This window comes from Kordia sp. (assembly GCF_045105435.1).
Taxonomy (GTDB): domain Bacteria; phylum Bacteroidota; class Bacteroidia; order Flavobacteriales; family Flavobacteriaceae; genus Kordia.
Genome location: NZ_JBGCDL010000199.1, coordinates 13681 through 30265, shown reverse-complemented (window position 1 = coordinate 30265; position 16585 = coordinate 13681). Strand labels below are relative to the sequence as shown.

Annotated in this window: 7 protein-coding genes; 1 reads left to right on the top strand and 6 read right to left on the bottom strand. The window is 35.7% G+C overall.

Annotated elements, in window-relative coordinates; all coding sequences use genetic code 11:
* The 6 genes from ileS to gdhA form a co-directional block, all read right to left on the bottom strand.
* On the bottom strand, window positions 1–3264 hold a 3264-nt coding region (ileS, locus tag AB8B65_RS10535), incomplete at its 3' end, for an isoleucine--tRNA ligase (RefSeq protein WP_405300936.1).
* Window positions 3265–3458: 194 nt separating this feature from the next.
* Window positions 3459–8354 carry a GEVED domain-containing protein gene (locus AB8B65_RS10530; protein ID WP_405300934.1) on the bottom strand — a complete coding sequence of 1632 codons (4896 nt, stop codon included), beginning with the start codon at window positions 8352–8354 and terminating at the stop codon, window positions 3459–3461.
* A gap of 167 nt (window positions 8355–8521) precedes the next feature.
* On the bottom strand, window positions 8522–10942 hold the full coding sequence (locus AB8B65_RS10525; protein ID WP_405300932.1) for a TonB-dependent receptor plug domain-containing protein: 2421 nt from the start codon (window positions 10940–10942) through the stop codon (window positions 8522–8524).
* A complete protein-coding gene (recO, locus tag AB8B65_RS10520) occupies window positions 10926–11645 on the bottom strand; it encodes a DNA repair protein RecO (protein WP_405300930.1) in 720 nt (239 codons plus the stop codon). Before recO ends, AB8B65_RS10525 begins: the two co-directional genes overlap by 17 nt.
* The gene (locus tag AB8B65_RS10515; RefSeq protein WP_405300929.1) at window positions 11646–13952 is read right to left on the bottom strand and encodes a two-component regulator propeller domain-containing protein; all 2307 of its coding nucleotides are present in this window, start codon (window positions 13950–13952) and stop codon (window positions 11646–11648) included.
* 217 nt (window positions 13953–14169) lie between these two features.
* Entirely contained in the window at window positions 14170–15513 is a 1344-nt protein-coding gene (gene gdhA, locus AB8B65_RS10510; protein WP_405300928.1) for an NADP-specific glutamate dehydrogenase, read from the bottom strand.
* Window positions 15514–15752: 239 nt separating this feature from the next.
* On the opposite strand from gdhA, the gene AB8B65_RS10505 reads away from it, so the two are divergent.
* Window positions 15753–16541, top strand: a complete 789-nt coding sequence (locus tag AB8B65_RS10505; RefSeq protein ID WP_405300926.1) for a THC0290_0291 family protein — start codon at window positions 15753–15755, stop codon at window positions 16539–16541.
* Window positions 16542–16585: the final 44 nt, after the last annotated feature.

The window sequence follows — 16585 nt, the reverse complement described above, 5'->3', positions numbered from 1 at the left end:
CCCTGAATCTTTACGTAAGTTTTGAATTCTGTTTACAAGTTCTCTTGCTATTCCTTCTTTACGTAATTCTTCGGTTATGGTAACGTCCAACGCAACGGTAATTCCTCCCGAATTGGCTACTAACCAACCTTCTATGTCTTGTGAAGTGATTTCCACTTCTGTTATGTCTAATGTACTATTTTTTCCGTTAATTTCTACGGGGATTTTCCCTGTTTTTTCAATTTCGGCAATTTCTTTTGGTCCAAACTGCATTATTACTGCCGCCGCAGCTTTCATATCTTTCCCAAATTTTGGCCCTAATACTTTAAAGTTTGGCTTTATTTGCTTTACCAATATTCCCGAAGCGTCATCTAATAATTCAACTTCTTTTACATTTACTTCCGACTTTATTAATTCGGCTACAGCCAAAATCTCCGCTTTGTTTTGCGCATCCAATACAGGAATCATGATTCGTTGTAATGGCTGACGCACTTTGATCTTTTCTTTAGCTCTTAACGATAATACTAAGGAAGATATTGTTTGCGCGTTTTCCATTTTACGTTCTAACGACTTGTCAATGAACGATTCATCATACGTTGGAAATTCAGCTAAGTGTACACTTTCAACGTTTTCTTTTCCTGTTGCATTGGTTAAATCCTTGTACAATCTGTCCATATAGAAAGGTGCAATTGGCGCTCCTAACTGGGCAACATTTAACATACATGTATATAGTGTTTGATATGCTGATATTTTATCGTGCTGATAATCGCCTTTCCAGAATCTTCTTCTACTTAAACGCACAAACCAGTTGCTTAGGTTTTCTTGTACAAATTCTGAGATGGCTCTTGCAGCTCGTGTTGGTTCGTATTCCGCATAGAATTGATCTACGTTTTTGATTAATGTATGTAACTCAGAGAGTATCCAACGATCAATTTCTGGTCGGTCTGTTAATGGAATTTCGTCTTCACTATAGGTAAAGTTGTCAATATTCGCATATAAACAGAAGAATGAATACGTGTTATACAAGGTTCCGAAGAATTTGCGGCGTACTTCTTCTATTCCTGGCGAATATTCTTCAAAGTCTTCTCCTTTTTCAAGATCTGGTTTTTCCCAAGAAAATTTTAAGTTATCCCAAGGATTTGCATTTGCAATCATGTACCAACGTGTAGCGTCTGGTCCGTATTTTTCTAGTGTATAAAATGGATCAACTGTATTTCCTTGACTTTTGGACATTTTTATTCCATTTTTGTCCAATACTAAACCGTTTGACACTACATTTTTATAGGCTACCGAATCAAATACCATAGAACCTATCGCGTGAAGCGTATAAAACCAACCACGAGTTTGATCGACACCTTCAGCAATAAAGTTTGCAGGATAGCTTTCCTTGTTGTCAATTAATTCTTTGTTTTCAAACGGATAATGCCATTGTGCGTACGGCATCGAACCAGAGTCAAACCAAACATCAATTAAGTCACTTTCGCGTTTCATCGGTTTCCCTGAAGGTGAAACTAAGGTAATTGCATCTACGATATGTTTGTGCAGGTCTACTTTGTTATAGTTTTCCTCCGTCATGTTTCCAACTTCAAAGGAAGCGTATACATCTTTGGTTTCTACACCAGCGTCAATTGCTTTTTTGATTTCAGCTTTTAATTCTTCTAAAGAACCAATCATGAGTTCTTCTTTTCCATCTTCGGTACGCCATATTGGTAATGGGATTCCCCAAAAACGCGATCGGGATAAGTTCCAATCATTCGCGCCAGCAATCCAGTTTCCGAAACGACCTTCTCCAGTTGATTTTGGTTTCCAGTTGACGGTTTGGTTTAATTCGTGCATTCTACCTTTGACATCCGTGATTTTTATAAACCATGAATCTAATGGATAGTATAATATTGGTTTGTTGGTACGCCAACAGTGTGGATAACTATGGACGTATCTTTCAACTTTAAATGCTTTGTTTTCTGTTTTTAGCTTGATAGCCAATTCTACATCGATCGATTTTTCGGGAGCTTCACCAGCTGCATAGTATTCATTCTTTACATATTTCCCTCCAAATTCGCCCATTTCAGGTCTAAAACGTCCTTGCAAATCTACTAATGGTGCAGGATTCCCTTCTTCATCTAATATTAATAAAGGTGGAACTTCTGGCGTTGCTTCTTTGGCAACTTTGGCATCATCTGCTCCAAATGTTGGTGCTGTATGTACGATTCCTGTTCCATCTTCTGTTGTAACAAAAGCTCCAGAAATGACTCTAAATGCATTTTCAGGATTTTGATACGGTAATACGTACTCCAGTAATTGTTCGTATTTGATACCTACTAAGTCTTTTCCTTTGTGTTCACTTGTGATTAAATATGGTATTTTTTTATCTCCTGCTTTATAGGCATTCAATTCTTCTAGTGTTTTTACTTCCGTAGATTTTTTACCTGCGAATTGCTTCCCAACCAATTTTTTAGCCAATACAACATTGATTGGCTCAAACGTGTATTGATTGTATGATTTTACAACGACATACTCAATTTTTGGACCTACCGTTAATGCTGTATTTGATGGAAGCGTCCAAGGAGTTGTTGTCCATGCTAAGAAATGTAGATCGCCATCTACGTTTTGCAACGCTTGTGGCAGCGTTTCTTTGATTGCTTTGAATTGCGCTACTATGGTTGTGTCTGTTACATCTTGATAAGCTCCTGGTTGATTGACTTCGTGCGAACTTAATCCGGTTCCTGCTTTTGGTGAATATGGCTGAATTGTGTATCCTTTGTACATTAAGCCTTTGTCATAGATTTGTTTTAGTAACCACCAAACGCTTTCCATGTATTTGGGCTTGTAAGTTATGTACGGATCGTCCATATTTACCCAATATCCAGCTTTTTTGGTCATATTGTTCCAGATATCCGTATAACGCATTACGGCTTCTTTACAAGCTTCATTATACTCATCTACAGATATTTTTTTACCAATATCTTCCTTGGTTATTCCAAGTTCTGTTTCAACTTTAAGCTCTACTGGAAGTCCGTGTGTATCCCAACCAGCTTTACGCTTTACTAGATATCCTTTTTGCGTTTTATAGCGGCAGAAAATATCTTTAATAGCTCTACCTAATACATGGTGAATACCTGGTAATCCGTTTGCTGAAGGTGGTCCTTCAAAAAACACGAATGATTCAGCACCTTTGCGCGAGGTGATACTTTTTTCAAAGATGTCGTTTTCTTCCCAGTAGTTTAGTATTTCTTCTGCTACTACGGGTAAATCTAGTCCTTTATATTCTGTAAATTTATTAGCCATTTTTTCTGCTCTGTATTGAATTTGCGAAATTAATGAATTTCATTGAATTGTAATCGTTTAGATCTAGCTTTTCAGCAATATGAGTTCAACTTACAGTTTTGAGTGTTTCTTTTTAGCTTCTCAAAATTGAGTTTTACGCATAAAAAAAGACCACTTGAAAATCAAGTGGTCTTTGTATTGTATGTGATTCTGTGTTATTGAATGATTAGCTTTCTACTAATTTTTCCTCCTTCAGAATAAATACTTATAACGTATATACCACTTGCTGTATTATCAATAGGAATTCGAATGATGTTTTCGTCAATTCCTTCTGTGATTGTCATTATTTGTTGTCCAAGAATGGTATGCATGTCAATACTTTCAAGCTTAAAGTTTGTTTTATTTGTGATTACAATTTCTTCCGTTTGTGTATCCGTATACATTGTAATACCATTTTCTAAGATATTTTCATTTGTGCTTAATATATTTTCTGCTTTAAATACCAATAAGTATTTATCGTTTGTTTCTCCAGCTGGAATATTTACTTGGAAATCACTTTCTCTTAAATTGTGTGTTGCTCCAGTGTAATTATTTTTAACATATACACCTATACTATTGTCTATATTTTCGAGCGCATCCAATGTAATCATTCCGCCACCTGCTGTTTCTGCAACTAAACCTATGGCAACTTCTCTATCGATATATAAATTTTCTACTGCTTGAATTACATATTTTTCACTTTCTAGTGACCAATACATATCGTCTTCTGTAACACCAATTGATTTTCCTTCGTAACCACGATCAATATTATCTGTCGCTTTTCTGTCAAACGTAAGTAAGATTTGACGATGGAATCCTTCTGGATTTATGTATCCTAGACGAATTTTTTGTCGCTTGTCTCTTCTAACATTTGCTAGTATAAGTTCTGGATCTACTTCTTCATTTTCTGTTGACTGGGTTGATTCTATTGTTATACTTTCAGTATTTTCAAACATTCCAGGATCAATTGTTTCGTCTGCACTGTCTCTTACAAAAGTAGATAAGGTAGAATTTGGATTTTCACGTACTAAACCTGCTGAGTTTCCACGTTGAGTATTGTTAAATTCTACTGTAGTTGTAACTCCGTTTCCAGGATTGGAATCTCCTTGCACAAAGAAACCTTGTCCTACAGGAATAAATCGTCTAGGTGTTTTTGTTCCTGATCCTGTTTGATTGACAGTTGGGTGCGACATTGCAGGAGCTCCTCCACCTAAGGTATAGGTAGCATATCCTCCTTGATACTCTAAAAGTGCATGCGTTCCTCCACCCCAGTGTTCCCAGAAAAATAATTCTCCTGATGTTGCGTCATTTGCAATGTTATCACTGATGAATTCATTCGCATCTAAAGCAGAAAGGTATGGGTTTCCTACTAAGTATAAATTTCCATCATCTAAAGGGCCAACAGTAATGACTCCATTGTTTGGTTTCCCTCTAAATACATAGTTTTGTTCTTCTAGCTCATCACTTGCAGCTGAGTTTCCTTTCATGGTATATCCTTCTCCTGGCGATATAGTTCCTGCATTTCCTATGTATATCCAAGCAAGATAATCTTCGTCAGCTCCGTTTACGTATTTGTAAATCCAACGTGAACTAATTGTAAATGGTGATGTAGATCCTTCTGCATTGGTAGGAACTGTCCACGCAATTGCGCCAGGCGTACTTACGTTTGTTCCATCTAGCAATATATCTTCTAAAGCAAAATCTTGATTGTTTGCTGTAGTATTGATGTCACTTACTGGTGATGACCAATAATTGTAACTGTAATTGTTTGCCGTTCCTTGTTGATCTCTTTCTACATAACCTGCACTTGTGGTAGCTAAATCACTTCGCTCAGTTTGTCTAAATTGGCTTTCTCCATTTAGATCGATAATTCCATCTAATTCTGCATACCATGTGTTTATGAGTTCAGATCCTGTTCCGCTAGTTACTGCTAAAGGTGCTGTATTTGTGACTACAGGATTGGTTCCTGTAACTGTAAGTTTGGCTCCACTATCAACGGTTAATCCTAGTGTTGAATAATCTGCACTAGCAGTTACTTCATTTCGTATTTGTACAATAGACCAATTGATACTATTTGCGGAAGGTGTGTCCCATACTGAACCAAATTCCCATGTAGCATCATCTGTCCAGTTACCATCTGCGATACTGATATACGGCATTGGCGCAGATTGTGTTGGAATGGTTGTCATGTTTTTCATAAACATTGTATTTCCATTCCCTGTAGCATCTGCAATTCGATTTCCTGTCACTGATGACATATTGTAATAAGCAACTAATGATGACCAAGCAACGTTAGCTCCAGAGGTAAAGTCTTCAATATCTTTAGGGATAACCGTTCCTCTTACATTTGCACCATTTTGTTCAATTTCTTGATGTACCATTTCCTGAAGTTGATCTTCTGTTAAGGCAACATCAAATATTCGTACTTCATCCACAAATCCTGTAAAGAAATTAAAGTCATTAAACGAACCTATTCGGAAAGGATTTGTATTTGATGCTATAGGATCTATTCCTCCTCCACTAAATTGAGCTCCATTTAGATAATAACGCGCTAGTCCTGATCCTGTATTTACTACTATTGCAAAGTGTACCCAATCTGTAATGGTTCCTGTACCTGTTCTTCCAACTCCTCCACTAAATCCTTCTTGAACTGCTAAAAGTCCTCCACTCAAATAAAATCTAAATTGTCCTTGAACTCCAAGGATTTCTTGAATTGAAATTGTTATCGGTTGTCCAGGATTTCGAATCCAACCTGAAATAGTATAATCTGTTAATCCTACAGAAATAGGTGTTTTGTCTTCTACATAATCATCTACACCATCAAAAAATAGTGCATTATTTCCTGTAACCGTTTGCGGCTCTGCTAAAGTAAAAAACTGACCATCTTCTAAGTTGATTCCTGTAAAAGTTAATACACCACCAACATTTGTACCTTGAAAGTTTTCGTATGCAGCAAAAGAAATACCATCTGCAACATATAATTCTAGATCGTCAAGGTTTAACAATCCACTACTGCTCATATCAAACTCAAGTTCAACAGTTCCTACATCTACTACACTTTCACGAGCTTTCCAAACTTTGTTTAGCATTCCTGCGGTACGCTGCGGTAAAGTTGTTGTTTGAATGGTTTCTGCTAGTCCATTGTTCCCTACAATTAAGTAACTTAAATTTGAAGCAAACGTTCCTGTTTCTTTAGTAATTGTTAATACATCAGCAGGAGCTATGTTTACACTACTTGACTGTGTTTGTTCGAGCAGAGAATTGTCATCTCTAGCAATTCCAAATACATTATATCCGTATCCTGCATTTGCCGAACCATCCCAAATTACCGTTCCATTGGAATCTACATAATCTTGACTAGTTCCTGCATATCCAAAAGGTGAAGATGTGGATGTATTACTGTCCCAATTTTCATCATTAGAACCAAGTGTGGTTCCATATTTTATTGCTAAATATGATTCTATTCGTTGTTTTTCTGCCGCAGTAATTGCGCGATCATACATAATGATTTCAGCTATATCTCCATTATATAAATATCCAGAATCATTATTATTATTATCTCTCCTAGCACCAATTAAAACATCAACATTTGAGGAACCGTTATCAGCACCATTGTTAAGGAAAGCAGGATCTGCTACACCATTAACATAAGGTTCTAATCTTAAAAATGGATCTGCGTTATCTGTAACAATCCCAGTAGCGATTTTTGGTTCATTCAATGCATAGATAGTTCCATACTGCTCTGCGGTATTACTATTATCTCTCCCTAGCGAGTAATGCATTACACGATCTGTAGTCCCTAACCATACTTGATAGTTACGAGTATTATTTGTCCCTTTACATATTACAGTTCCTGTACTTCCTCCTCCAGAGATAATTACAGTGATAATTGTCATTTCATCTGTAAGTGGATCTATGTCTAATTCTGTTGGGGCTCCTAAGCTCAAAAATTCTGCTCCTGCAAATCTTAATACTGGGTTAAAGTTTAAGCCATCAGTAATAAGCTGTGCATCCGTAACACCTTCAGACGCTGCAGTGAATCCATTTGGTGATTGATCTGCCCAACTGTCTACATCACTTCCTGTAAGTGTAGTTCCAACGTTTCCTTTCATCCATAATTGTAAATTTGAAGATATATTTCCTGGACTCGGAATAGGTACAACTCCATTTCCTTCAATATTAAAAGAAAAAGTTTGTTCTGCTATATCAGGATCATCATTAGCAATTTCAATTTCTGCTGTACCTACACCTGCAGTTGTAGGTGTGTATTGTACAGTAAATGTTGTGGTTTCACCTGGCGATAATACTAAATCTGTTGGTTGAGATATTATTGTAAAATCGGTATTACTTCCCAAAGCAAAGCTTACGGGTGCTCCTAAGAGTGTTAGGTTTGTAGTTGTTCCTGTATTTTGGATGGTAAATGTTCTTGTCAAAAACCCACCTGATAAGAAAACACTTCCAAAATCAGTATGGTCAGCTGTTGTAGGTACATTTAGTGAGCCATCTGCTATTTCTACGGAGTTACCACTTACAAAAATATCTGGTGGTAATGTTGAACTTGTAATATTAACTGTATAGTCTTCTACTTCTCCATATTCATAATTTGGAAGCCCATTATCACAAGGATCTATAGCTGCAAAATCCCCTTTCATTTGCACACGCATTCGTGTATTCCCTACAGCTGCGCCAAGTGGCACCGTAAAACTTCCAGATACAGGAGTAGTTGTATTGGGACCATTACTGAACACTCGTTCTGCAAGCGTAAAAACTTGATCTTGATCGTAATCAATCCATACAGATACACCTTCTGGAAATACTCCAAAATTCCAAGTTTTTGAAACTGTAACTGAGTAAGTATTGTTAATTTCTAAATCGGGTGGCGTAAGACCTGTAAAATCTGTATATCCTACAATAGGTGTTGCAGCACTAGGATTGTCAAATGCTGGTGTGGTATTCAATTGAACTCTACTTATAAATTCTCCGCTTGGGTCATCAGCGACAGAGGCACAATATTGAGCACTTGCAAAGGTAAAGCATAGCAATAGTATTACTAGAGAGTAGGTTTTTTTCATAATTTAAGCATTTAAGGCAAGGCAAAATTATTCAACCTTGACCTTTTTTGGTTGTTTTGGGACTTTTGATCACATAATTTAGATGAAAACTATGAATTATTCGATATAATTATCGTTAAATTTCTAGAGCAGCAAAGTTTTGAAAGTTTTTTCTTTATTTTAAGGGTCTAAAAACTGTAATTAAGTCCTAAAACCAAGTTTCTTCCTGGTGCAGAGATACCAGATGAATAGACTCTATAACGCTGGTCGGTTATGTTTTCGAGAGAAGCTGTGATGTTTATGTTTTCATTTATTTCAAAATTCGATTTTGCATTGATTGTGAGCCAAGAAGGCGAATACGGGTTTCCATCTACATCAGTAGCATATAAATACGCTTTGCTACGTTCCGATGGCGCTAAATTGTTGTGCGTTATTGACCCATTATAATTCGCAAAAAAGTCAAGTTTTAATCTGTTAGTTTTATATATGAAATGAAAGTTCCCAAAGATGGGCGACACATGTCGTAACGGAACTTTTGTGCCATCCGCTTGCTCTTCTTCTCCACGAGGAATGATTAAATCGGCTGTAATTTTTGTTCTTTTATCAAATTTTGCCGCAAAGCCAAATTCAAAACCATACGTGTATACTTTTGAAGCATTTTGAATGGCTTGTACATTGCTTAATTCTCCATTATAAATAATTTCTGTTTCACCATTCAAATTAAAGTCTTTGCGAATTAATGCATCATCCAATAAGGTATAAAAAGCGGTAAAGTTTAAGTCGAAACTACTTCCTATTTTTTTCTGAATTCCAAATTCGGCACTGTACGCATACTCTGGAGTCAGGTTAGGATTTGGCACTACAACAGAACCTGGTTCAGAGTCGAATACTTTTCCTATATCATCAATGTTTGGCGCTCTAAAAGCAGTTCCAATATTGGCTGTAATTTGCCATTTGTTTGGCAACCAACTAAAGCCTACACTTCCTGTAAAAGCACCTGTATTTGTCCTAGCATCTGTAAACGGAAATGGAAAGAATGTAGTGTCAAAATCTGCATTGATAAGTATGTGATTGTAGCGCAATCCTGACTGAAGTGTAAATTTAGGATTGGGCTTGTATTCTAAACTTGCATACGTCGCTATCGATTGCCAAGTAGCTCCACTCGGATATCGGGAAGCTGCATCGGTAATTTCGTCTGTGGTAATGTTTTTATCGTATCCATCCGAATGTACTTTGTTGTACACATATTCTAGCCCGTAAAATGTTTTTATTTTTGGATTGAATCTTTTTTCAAAATCTAAACTGGAAGAAATGGCATCTACTTTTTCTTCAGTCACGTTTCTAATAATGTCCTGAAAATTACGCTTGTTTCTGCTTTCTTCAAATCGTTGATAAGCATTGGTGAATTTTACGTTATCGTAATAGGTATTGTTCCCTTTTTTTTGTGTTTGAAAGTTTGCCATAAACCATCGTTGTGGACCGTAAAACCAATCGCCATAACGCAGCGTTTCGTTTCGGTATTCTATTAAACGATCGTAACGAGGAAGGTTTGAAGTAGCCGAATAGTGCAACCCTAAATCAAATTCCCAAATATCATCTGAAACTAACTTTATTCGCTGTGCTAGATTGATTTGACTATATCCTGTAAAACGTTGATTGATCGGATTTGCATTATTTATTACCGCATCTTCTCCATTGATTATTGCTACAAATTCTGGTCGTAAGTATGCGTCATTACCTCTTCTTCCCATGCGCAAATCGTCAAAATCACTGTAACTCACACTGGTTAGAAACGCCCATTTTTTGAGTCCTATATTGACATCAAAATGTCCTGTTTTTTCAGTGTTTGCAGATGCATAACGTACGTTTGCATTTCCGGAAATGAGTGTTTTGTCATTCCATGATAGTTTGGGTGTTTTTGTGTAAAAATTCATCACACCACCAATAGCGTCACTTCCATATATGACCGATCCTGGACCGAGTATTACTTCGGTATTGTTTATGTTAAACGGATCAATTGAGATGACATTTTGAACGTTCCCGCCACGGAAAATAGCATTGTTCATGCGCACACCATCTACCGAAAGTAGCAATCTGTTTGTAGAAAATCCTCTAATCATTGGGCTTCCACCACCTAATTGACTTTTTTGGACAAATACTTTTCCACTTTTTTCTAATAAATCGGCTGCAGTTTGTGGTGCTGAATAAATAATTTCTTTGCTATCAATGCTGACCACTTTTTTGGGGATTTCTTTTTTGTTTTGTTGCCATTTGGAGACCGAAATCACAATTTTTGATAATTCGGCGGTTCTTTTGACAAGATAGACGATATTGTTGTTTTCGAGAATTTGTTGCTTTGTGAATGTAACTGGCAAATAAGAAATGTGACGAAACGTAATTTTTTCATCATCTTTAAAAATGGAAACATCAATTTTCCCCCTTGCGTTTGTGATACCGCCTTCAGACTGATCGGCATTATACACATTTACGTTAGAGATGTTTCTATCGTTTACAATATCTTTTACTTGAATTTCTTGACCAAAAAGAACTTGGGAGAAAATAAAAGATATTATACCTAAAATGCCTTTTATTTTATTTGAATACTTCATGTAACACTTCCATTGATTTTGGTTCCCTAAATCCTTGCAAATGTAATTTAAAATATTGAATGAATATTGCAAGAATTTCATTTCTTCTTAGCGAAGATAACATTATGGTATTTTGTGCATCAAATTTTATGCCTAATAGCTGTTTGAAATACGTTAAATTTTCACCTGTTACGCATTCATTCATCGTGCTTTGATCAAAGAATTGACCTTCTTGTAAATCAAAATATGATTTGTGAATGTGTTTTGTTTCAGGATAAAACCCAAAATACTTGGTTAGATTGGTTAAAAATACAAGATGAAAGTTGGCAATTTCGTTATTCATATCGAGCCATTGTAGCGCATTTTCTATAAATTGAAACAACGCATCGTTTTTTTCTTCTTCTTGAATGGAATAGTTTAATATTTCTGATAAAAATAATACAATAGCACTTTTGGCAATTTGTGTATGAATTGACGTGTACGGATATACTGTTTTAACGTCTTTAATGTATTCTAAACTTCCTTTGTTTTTATGATTTGCAACAATTTCAAGCTGCATTAATGGTTGAAAGTACGCAATTTTAAGCTTGCCTTTTTTAGATTTGAGAATTCCGCGAAGCAAATAACTTTTTATACCATCAGAAGCTGTAAAACATTTTGCAATAACACCTGCATCACCATATTTTATAGTTGATATTACTATTGCTTTTGTGGTAACTAACATTTAACGAACAATCATCACTTTGGTAACTTTGCTTTCGAGTCCATCTTCGCTAGCAATTAAGATAAGATATACACCTGTGGCAACTTTGTGTCTTCCAAAGGCAGTTAAATCCCAAAGTAAAGTTCCACCTTCTGTAGTGGTTTCAAATACTAGGTTTCCTTCAATGTCTGTAATTTTCACATTTGCATTGTTGGTTAAACCTGTAATTGTCAAGTTTCCATCAAATCCTGGTCGTACAGGGTTTGGATATGCAAATACATTTTCGAGCGTTTCTTTTGGCGCTGTTGCTGTTCCTTGAAAAGATAACAATCCTTTTGTAGTAGCGATATACACACGCCCTGTTTCCGAATCAATTTCAATATTATTGACATTGTTTGTTGGCAACGGCGAGTTGTCTTTTGTAAAGTGCGCTAAGGTTTCTGTAGCATCTGGAGACATGTAAAATACGCCCGAAGACGAAGTTGCAATCCATTTGTTGTTAGAACCATCTACTTCTATATCTGTAACTGTTTGCTCAAATAGCAATTCTTTTGGCACACCATCTTCATCTACAATAATTATATCGTCTGATTGCGGATCATCATCATCAAATATACCCGAAGCACCAAAGTATACACGAATTCCTTTTACGGTTCCTATCCAAAGGTTTCCAGTTTTATCAATACGCAATGCTCTTACATCCGTTGTTGGCAAGTTTCCATCTTCTTCTTCGCCTATGGAAGTAAAACGTGAACCTTCACTACGTGTTTCATCAAACGCTAAAACGCCATGTGATTGTGTTGCAATAAATTTTATGTTGTTGTCTGTAATTTCTACTTTAGAAAGTGCATTTTCACCAAAAACAGGATCGCTTATAGCTTCTGAGATAGAATACGAATCCCATTGTCCGCCACTGCGCAATACTTTGATTCCGTTTTCAATTTTTGAATTTAATACCCAAAGATCTCCATTGGCATCAAATTCTGTTTCACCAATTCGTATGTCAATATATGTAGGAATACCAATGTCTAAGGATTCTAAGTCACTATTGGTTGTGTTTAAAATTTCAACGGGCTCATTGTTTTCTATTTTTAATATTCCAGAGAAAAATGAACTTAAAAACACTTCATTTTGGTTTGAAGGATTTACCGTAGCATGCACAATACTTTTGGCATCAAAGTCTGGTGTGTATCTCAAATTTACCCACGCCATGTCTTGCAAGTGACTTACACCTCTATCATCTAGCGGATATGGATCGTATCCTGCGGTATAATCGCCATATACAACCCAAAGTTCGTTAGGAATTGCCGTGATAGAAAATGTATCGTTTAGCAAAGGTCCGTCGGGTAGTATTTGGTTCGCTGTCGTTGGCATTGGAAATTCAGTTTCCAAAATTCCTTCTGATTCTGTTCCTAAGTATAAGGTATTTCCTAAAAGTAATGCTGAGTTAAATTCGAGTTCTGGATATTCTTCTAAAGACTGAACACCCACAATTTCATTGAGTTCCGTATCTAATACATGTATTTCTTGATCGTGCGCAACAATCATGTAATTATCGGTTACTTTTAAGTCTTCTATAAACGTTGCGAATTGTGGAACTTGAGATTGAAGGGAGAAACTTGTTCCATTAAATTTAAAAACTCTCCTTGTTAAAGAAGTTGCGTATAAATCTTCACCAAAAGCAATTATTCCTCGCCAGTTATTTGAATTGATACGTTCCCACTCGGCAAAATCAATCAAATTATCATTGTCAACAATAGCTCTAAACACGCCTATTTCGGTAGCTGCGTATATATATTCTCCAAAAATGGTCGTTTGGCGTATTTCTATTTGACTTCCGTTTGGACCAATAAAATACGTATCTCCAAACTCTAAAGTATTTACATCATACAGCGAAATTCCAAAATCGGTAGAAAGATATAAGATATTGTTGTACTCTAAGATGTGATTGATTCTTTTTTCGTTTGGCGGAATTGTTGGTTTGTCTACAATATCTACGACTTTATTTATTTCTTCTGTGATTGGATCGAAAACCTCAATAAGTCCGTTGCTGTAACCAAGTACATATTTGTCTCCTGACTGACTGTAAAAAGCGGTACTTATTTCTTCTCCTGCAAGTCCATTTATGGTAGAATACTTCGCAATTTCGTTTGTTTGCAAGTCATACGTAAAAAACGAATTGTCACAAGCTCCATATATTTTGTCTGAACTTTGTGATATATCAATCACATTATTATAAGAATAATGACCTAACCAAGTATTGTTAGCAGATTGTCCATGTCCCGAAACATAACATATAAGTAGTAGTAAGTACAAACTTTTCTTCATCTGTCTATTTTTATTTTAATGCTGTTTTTAATAGCACTTATGTATTTATTTTTGAATACTTTACCGCAACAAGTGTGTTGGTAGTTTCTATTTTTTAGAATATTTGTCCAAATATATTTAATAATAACGTAAATGAATTGGTTATCATATATTATTGTCATAAAAAAAGCTTTCTACCATTACAGTAGAAAGCTTTTATATCGTTTTTGGATGTTATTTATATGACTCCTTGTGCAATCATAGCGTCTGCTACTTTTACAAAACCAGCAATATTGGCTCCTTTTACATAGTCGATAAATCCATTTTCATCTTTTCCGTATGCTTCACAAGCTTCATGAATATCTTTCATAATCTGCTTTAACTTCGCATCTACTTCTTCACGTGTCCAGTTGTAACGCAATGAGTTTTGTGTCATTTCTAAACCAGAAGTTGCTACTCCACCAGCATTTGATGCTTTTCCAGGTGCAAATAATATTTTATTGTTTAAAAATACTTCAATAGCTTCTGGTGTAGAAGGCATGTTTGCTCCTTCACTCACACAAATACAACCATTATCAACTAAAGATTGTGCTTCGTCTCCGTCCAATTCATTTTGAGTTGCACATGGCAATGCAACGTCACACGCTACACTCCAAGGTCTTTCTCCTTTATGAAAAGTTGCAGAAGGATATTTTTCCACGTATTCGTGAATTCTTCCTCTTTTTACATTTTTCAATTCCATGATGAAAGCTAATTTCTCAGCATCAATTCCATCTGCATCATAAATATATCCAGAAGAATCAGACATTGTCACAACTTTTCCTCCTAATTCGGTTGCTTTCTCGGCAGCATATTGTGCTACATTTCCAGAACCAGAAATTGAAACTACTTTTCCTTCAAACGATGCTCCTTTTGTTCCAAGCATACTTTGTGCAAAGTATACGTTTCCGTATCCTGTTGCTTCTGGACGAATTAACGATCCGCCCCAAGTAATTCCTTTTCCAGTAAGAACTCCCGTAAATTCGTTTCGTAGTTTTTTATACATTCCAAACATGTATCCAATCTCACGACCACCAACTCCAATATCTCCAGCAGGAACGTCTGTATTGGGACCAATATGTCTAAACAACTCAGACATAAATGCTTGACAGAAACGCATAATTTCTACATCAGATTTTCCTTTTGGGTTAAAATCCGATCCTCCTTTTCCACCGCCCATAGGAAGTGTTGTTAAGCTATTTTTAAATACTTGTTCAAATGCTAAGAATTTAAGGATACTTAAATTTACACTTGGATGAAAACGCAATCCACCTTTATAAGGTCCAATAGCAGAATTCATTTCAATTCTATATCCGCGATTTACTTGAGTTTCTCCATTATCATCTACCCACGAAACTCTAAACATAATTACACGTTCAGGTTCAACCATTCTCTCAAGAATCTTTGTTCCATTATACTTTTCCTTACCTTCAATATAAGGGATTACAGCTTCCGCAACTTCCTGAACTGCTTGTAGAAATTCAGATTCGTGTCCGTTTGTCTGCTTTACCAAGTCTAAAAAGTCTTTTACTTTTGCTTCCATAAACGAAGTTTGATTAACATATTTTTATTAATATCATTATTTAACCCTACAAATATACATTTAATTAAAAAAAAACACCCTTTTTTTTATAATTTGATAATTTTTGATACGTTATCAATTAAACACTCCATACGTGTACCTTTTGAATAATAAACATTAGATAATACACTTTTTGTTTTTTTGTATTGAGGGTTTTTATATATTTGCTTTAAAGCCTCATATAAATACTGATTTATAACATGTTAAATAGAATACGCCCTATCCTACTACTTTTCATGCTAATGTGTGTTGGGACTACTTATGCCCAATTCGGATTTTCTCATGAAATTGGTTTCATTATTGGACCAAACGCATTCCAGTCTGATTATGGTGAGCGTAACGATTTTGATACGAACATTGGAAATGTTGGTGCCGAATTTGGTATTGTTCATTATTTAAACTTCTCGTATCGCGCAGAATGCAACTGTTTTACACGATATACGTATTTCAACGATCATTTTAAAGTAAGAAACGAATTAACTTTTACTACAGTTAATTTAGAACACTTTGGTAGATATGTTGGAGACGATAAAGTTTCATTAACCGCAGATCAATTGCGTGCCATGAACGGAAATACTCGTGTAATAAATTTAGGAACACAGTTGGAATTTTTTCCAAGAAGTATTCGTGAATTTGAAAGTGGTGGTTATTTACTAGCGCCTTATGCAGCTTTAGGAGCACAATATCATTATTTTACACCAACTGTTGAGTCCGACTTAGGACCTTTACTAGATCCTGGTGTATTGCCTGTAAAATATCAAAATGCTTTCAGAAACGAATCTGGTTCTACATGGTCTATTGTGGCAAGTGTAGGAACACGTTATAAGTTTACCGAAACATCCGATTTATTACTCGATCTACGTTGGAGATATTATTTTTCTAACTGGGTTGATGGATTGAATCCTGATGAAAACCTATATCCAGAAAACAAAGCAAACGATTGGAGTTTTGTAATTAGTGTAGGTTATATTTACTATTTAAATTTTTAAGAAATAATACAATATATACAAAAGCCATTCTGTTGAGAATGGCT

Excerpts from the sequence above, each read along its gene's own strand:
- AB8B65_RS10525 (WP_405300932.1), bottom strand. The coding sequence starts at position 10,942 with ATGAAGTATTCAAATAAAATAAAAGGCATTTTAGGTATAATATCTTTT.
- AB8B65_RS10515 (WP_405300929.1), bottom strand. The coding sequence starts at position 13,952 with ATGAAGAAAAGTTTGTACTTACTACTACTTATATGTTATGTTTCGGGA.
- AB8B65_RS10530 (WP_405300934.1), bottom strand. The coding sequence starts at position 8,354 with ATGAAAAAAACCTACTCTCTAGTAATACTATTGCTATGCTTTACCTTT.
- AB8B65_RS10505 (WP_405300926.1), top strand. The coding sequence starts at position 15,753 with ATGTTAAATAGAATACGCCCTATCCTACTACTTTTCATGCTAATGTGT.
- recO (WP_405300930.1), bottom strand. The coding sequence starts at position 11,645 with ATGTTAGTTACCACAAAAGCAATAGTAATATCAACTATAAAATATGGT.
- gdhA (WP_405300928.1), bottom strand. The coding sequence starts at position 15,513 with ATGGAAGCAAAAGTAAAAGACTTTTTAGACTTGGTAAAGCAGACAAAC.